The sequence below is a fragment of the Oleiphilus sp. HI0123 genome, from assembly GCF_001635315.1.
This window is the reverse complement of the sequence record NZ_LWGE01001060.1, coordinates 1-5,120: the sequence shown is the minus strand read 5'-3', so window position 1 is coordinate 5,120 and position 5,120 is coordinate 1. Positions and strand designations below refer to the sequence as shown.

At 44.2% G+C, this 5,120-nt stretch carries 4 protein-coding genes and 1 tRNA gene; 4 read left to right on the top strand and 1 reads right to left on the bottom strand.

Going from position 1 to position 5,120, the window contains the following annotated elements:
- The 4 genes from A3761_RS27585 to A3761_RS09760 form a co-directional block, all read left to right on the top strand.
- Positions 1 to 2,074: hypothetical protein (locus tag A3761_RS27585; RefSeq protein WP_068750160.1), on the top strand; the 2,074-nt coding region annotated here is incomplete at its 5' end.
- Positions 2,075 to 2,308: 234 nt separating this feature from the next.
- Positions 2,309 to 2,384, top strand: a tRNA-Gly gene (locus A3761_RS09770).
- Positions 2,385 to 2,571: 187 nt separating this feature from the next.
- Positions 2,572 to 3,501, top strand: coding sequence for a chemotaxis protein (locus tag A3761_RS09765; protein ID WP_068553498.1), 930 nt, complete (start codon positions 2,572 to 2,574; stop codon positions 3,499 to 3,501).
- Entirely contained in the window at positions 3,502 to 4,311 is an 810-nt protein-coding gene (locus A3761_RS09760) for an MOSC domain-containing protein (protein ID WP_068738966.1), read from the top strand.
- Between the two features lie 61 nt (positions 4,312 to 4,372).
- On the opposite strand, the gene A3761_RS09755 is transcribed toward A3761_RS09760, so the two are convergent.
- Complete coding sequence (locus A3761_RS09755; protein WP_082865206.1) at positions 4,373 to 4,951, bottom strand: hypothetical protein; 579 nt, start codon at positions 4,949 to 4,951, stop codon at positions 4,373 to 4,375.
- Positions 4,952 to 5,120: the final 169 nt, after the last annotated feature.

Here is a 5,120-nt window from a genome sequence, read left to right as displayed (position 1 = left end):
GGTCGATATTGATAAAGACCCCGAGAAAAATGCCTCAGAACGTGAGCGTATTCTAACTTCAGTGATGGCTACCTTTAAAGAGAAGGGCGCCAAGATTCATTCAATCTCTTTGTCAAAAAATGCTGATAAATCCTTAATGGATAAGTTAGCTATTCAAACGGGTGGACAATCGGCGGTTGCCGAGACCCCTGAAGACCTGACTCGAATTTTTCTCCAAGCTCTTGAACAGGCCGTTCCTAGTGAGCAGGTACCTATCGAGGGAAATGAGTTTGTTATCGATTCTAGCATCGAAGAATTTACTGCTTTGATCTTTAGAGGGGATGGCAGCATTCCGACCGAAATTCTATCTCCTGATGAAAAAGTATATAGCTATGAAAACCAGGGTGAGGATATCAAATGGTATCAGGATAAAGGTTATGACTTGATTACTGTCAGTCGTCCTTTAGAAGGCACGTGGAAGATTAACTCCGAAGTTCAACCAGGAAGCCAGGTGACAGTGGTTAGTAACTTGCAGCTTAATGTTAGCAAACTACCGGTCAATTTCTTCGCTGGTGATCCCTTGAATGTTGACGTTAGCTTTAGTGAAGAAGGGAAGACAGTTACTAATCCTGATTTTTTGCAGTTATTAGATGTGCAGCTGCAGCTTAAAACAGAAAGCAATAAAACGGCTAAGAAGTCTATGTCGGATGAGGTTCCTGAAGACGGCGTTTTTAGAGAAGCTATTCGTAAGTTAAGTAAGGTCGGTCAGTATGAAGTGACGGTCTTGGTTGATGGGAAAACCTTTAAGCGTAAGAAACGCCAGATTATTAATTTGAGAGCGCCTTTTGATTTTGAATTTTCGGTTAAAGGGGAAGGAGATGAAGCTCATTATGCGCTAGTGGTCACGCCGATGAGTGAGACGATATCTCTGACTGATACCAATATATTTGCGAAGGTAAATGCTCCTGATGGGAGTAGTTTAATCAATGCCTTGGAATTAGATGCCGAGGCGGGGCGCTGGGTATTACCGATTAAGCCAGATAAAGGCGATGGCTTGTATAAAGTGGCTGTTAAGGTAAAGGCCGAGACGATTGAAGGAAAGAAATTCAAGTTCAAGCCTAAGCCTTTTGAGGCTGAGTTCCCGATACCGGCGGGTGCTTCAAATAATATCGTGTCAGTGAACGAGCAAGAAGATGCCCCAGAAGAGTTGCCTGCAGAGGCAATTGCGGAAGAAAAGGTAGAAGAGCCGAAAGCTGAAGAACCTAAAGAGGAAGCGAAAGAAGAGCTGCCTCAGCCAGCCGAAGAGCCCGTTAAGGAAGAGGTGGAAGAGCCTGTTGAAGAGCCCGAAGCGGAAGAAGAGCTGGTAGAAGAGTCAGAAGACGATATGATGATTTGGTTTATTATCGGCGGCGGTGTTCTAGGGGGCTTGCTCTTGGGTGGCTTAGCCTTCTATTTGCTTAAAAAGCGTCAGGCGAAAGAGGAAGAAGAGGAAGTTGAAGAAACAGAAATCCTGAGCGATCAGGATGTTGAAGAAATTGCAGAAGATGTAGAAACTGAAGCGAGTGCTGAGGTGGAAGAAGAACCCGAAGCAGAACCGGATGATGGCTTAGACTTTGTTGAAGAGCCACCCGAAGAAGTTCCAGTTGCCTCTCAGGAGCCAGAGGATGAGCCGCTTGTTGAGTTGGAAGAGGATGATGAGCCGCTAGTTGAGTTGGAAGAGGATGACGAGCCGCTTGTTGAGCTTGAAGAGGATGACGAACCTTTAGTAGAGCCTGAGCCTGAGCCTGAAGAGGTCGTGGACCTATCTACCGATGACTTAAGTGATGTCGCTCAGGAGCTTGAGCTTGATGAGCCGGAAGAGGCCGATGCGCTGGACATTTCCGGGGATGACGAGGACCTGGCTGCCGATATTGCTCAAGCGATTGAGGATGCTGCGGATGAGCCTGAAGAGGACTTGGAAAAGGAAATTGAAGATGCATTGGATCTAAGCGACCCGCTGGATGACGACGATGACGAAGAGTTCAACTTGGAAGACTTCGATATCGGTGACACAGATGACCTGCCCTCAGATGAAGAAAAGGATAAGGGCGCTTAATCTAAGCGTCTGCTGATGATTTTGTAGGGTGATCGGGCAAGGTTCGAGATAGATTTCAAAAGTGTTATCTTTTTCACGCTTTTTATTATTAAAGGACTTGCATGACAAAAATGCTCTCCCTATAATACGCCCTCACTCGATCTGAGGGCGTAACTCTCTGTAAATAATCGGGTTTTAAGAGGGGTGTTATTACTTCTCTCTTGTATGATCAAGTAAAAAATCACACCAGATTAAGCGGGAATAGCTCAGCTGGTAGAGCACAACCTTGCCAAGGTTGGGGTCGCGAGTTCGAATCTCGTTTCCCGCTCCAATTTATCTTTATTACCTATCGATCATTAAATTCGGCTCATTCTTCAGTCGAGACCTTCTTTATGGTCTAAACTTATTGCTATTTAGTACATTATGAATATCTGCGCGCCTAGCTTGGCTTGGCTTTTCGTAGAGCATTTGCATGATAAGATTTTAGCGGTGAATTTGCTGCTTTCCTGGAGGGTAAGATGTCGGGTGTTTTGGCTTCGGTCGATCAAAGAACCAAGCTGGTAGGTGAAAATCGCTTAGAGTTGCTTATGTTTAAGCTTAGCGGTCATCAGACCTTTGCAATCAATGTATTTAAGGTTCAAGAGGTTCTGAATTTACCAAACCTAACTGCGATGCCTCATCGTCATCCTTGTATTTGTGGTGTCACTCACTTTAGGGGGCAGACTGTCCCCGTTATCAATTTAAGTCAGGCAATTGGTATGAGGCCGCTTGAGGTTAACAGTGAATCCATTATTGTCGTCACTGAATATAATCGAAGTGTGCAGGCTTTTTTGGTTGCCGGAATAGAGCAAATAGTTAACCTCAATTGGGAAGATATCATGCCGCCTCCGGTAGCGGCGGGTAGGGCGCATTACTTAACGGCCATAACACGCTATCAGGAACAGATTGTCGAGATTATTGATGTAGAGAAGGTCTTGTCAGATATTTCTCCGTATTCAACTGATGTCTCTGAAGAGCTTCTCGAGAATGAGTTGATTGATTCATTAGGAGAAAAGTTTGTTTTGGTGGTCGATGACTCACCGGTCGCAATTGCACAGGCGACCGGTACGATAGAAAAGCTAGGTTTACCTACCATTACTGCACCAAATGGCTTAAGAGCTTATGAAATGCTTAAGGAGTGGGCGGATAATGATCCGGAAAAGCTTAAGCAATGCTTACTTGTGCTAACAGATGCCGAGATGCCGGAAATGGATGGTTATCGACTAACGACTGAAATTCGTAAAGATGATCGATTGAGCCACTTTTATGTAATTATGCATACTTCTTTGAGTGGTAGTTTTAACCAGGCTATGGCAGAGCGAGTTGGGTGTAATCGCTTGCTATCCAAATTTCAGCCTGATGAGCTTGCAACAGCTGTTCTTGACTACGTCAAAGAACAGGCTTCTTAAATGTCTGAATATAAAATTTCCGCTTTGAATATTCATCCGGTCAAATCTCTTGGTCCGGTATCCTTAAGTGAAGTTGAAATTGATCGCTTTGGTTTGCGTTTTGATCGACGTTTTATGTTGGTGGATGATGCCGGGCGATTTATTACTCAGCGAAAATATAGCGCCTTAGCCAAAGTTTCTGCAAGCTTTGATGGTAGTACTTTAAATATATCGGACGAGGGCATTCCTGAGGTCAGTTTTTCGCTAAGTGAGTTTTCTAAAGAAGCTGATGTATGTGTCTGGTCTGATGAAGTGGGTGCGCTCACCGTACAAGACCGCCGGACACAAGTTATTTCAGACTATTTGGGGGTGAATGTGGCTTTGGCCTATATGCCTGACTCAACTTTTCGCCAGGTCGACCGTGAGTTCTTTGCAGAGAGCCAGCAAGTTAGCTTTGCTGACGGTTTCCCGATTTTATTGACTAACCAGGCCTCATTAGATGACCTGAATAGCCGCTTGGAAGTTCCTGTTGGCATGAACCGTTTTCGGCCGAATATTGTGCTTGAAGGCGATATCCCTTTTCAAGAAGACTCGTGGAAGCGTATTGCTATCGGTGAGATAGAGTTTGCATTAGTTAAGCCATGTAGCCGCTGTATTATGACTTGCATTGATGAGCATGGCGAGATTGGCAAAGAGCCTCTAAAGACGCTAGCTAAGTATCGAAAAAACGATTTTGGTGTTTGTTTCGGACAGAGTATGGTTCAACTTAATACAGGGAAAATCTCACTCGATGATAAGCTAAGAGTAATTGAGGTGCTTGAAGAGGGATAGGTAAAGCGCTTCAGCCTATTTCTAAACATAGAAATAGGCATTTAACTGAAAGGTACTTGCCTTAGAAAAGCTCGATTTCGTCCGAGGTATCGTCAGTGCTGTCTTTTTTGGCACTAAAGTGATGTTTGTAAATATCCAAAGCTTCGTCAACACTTGCGCCGTTCATGATGTGTTGGAACATGATGCGCTCTTCTTCCATTGTGTAGTTCGACATGATGTCTTCTTGCAGCTTAGACCATGCCATTGGGTTGTAGAGTTGCTGAGGATCACTTACCAGATTACTCAGCCAACCTAGATCTCGCTTGACGTGGTCTAGACGTTGAGTGAGTCGATCGTAGAATTGGAAGGCAACAATTGCACTCATAATCTGCTGGTGGATCTCTGCAGCACTGAGCTTAATAGACTCCAGGTCAGTTCCTGAGGTGTCATTTTCTTCACCTTTATGTGAATCAATAACTTCCTTCAGTTGACTGGCAATATAGGTAAACGACTGAGTCAGCTCTGTTACTGACTTTTCGCCGTCTGTCATGGTGCACTCTACCTGAGACACAGCTAGGGTCAGCATGTTGATCGTTTCGCGAACCTGACTCCAGTCCAAGTCTGGTTTTTTCGCGGTAGATGTTACCGGATTGTTAGACAATGCGAATCTCCATTACATTTAACAGTGGTGACAAATTAAAAGTCGTGCATAATGCCTGCATGCATTGCAGTGCCAGCTTATTCTATGAAGGATAGTTGAAAATCATCAGTTGGCGAGCCAATTTTACGAAAACATAAAAGATTTAGTAAAAAAATATATGAGTATAATC

What these genes read in the sequence shown, in the direction of transcription:
- A3761_RS09765 (WP_068553498.1), top strand. Translation starts at nt 2,572, where the DNA reads ATGTCGGGTGTTTTGGCTTCGGTCGATCAAAGAACCAAGCTGGTAGGT.
- A3761_RS09760 (WP_068738966.1), top strand. Translation starts at nt 3,502, where the DNA reads ATGTCTGAATATAAAATTTCCGCTTTGAATATTCATCCGGTCAAATCT.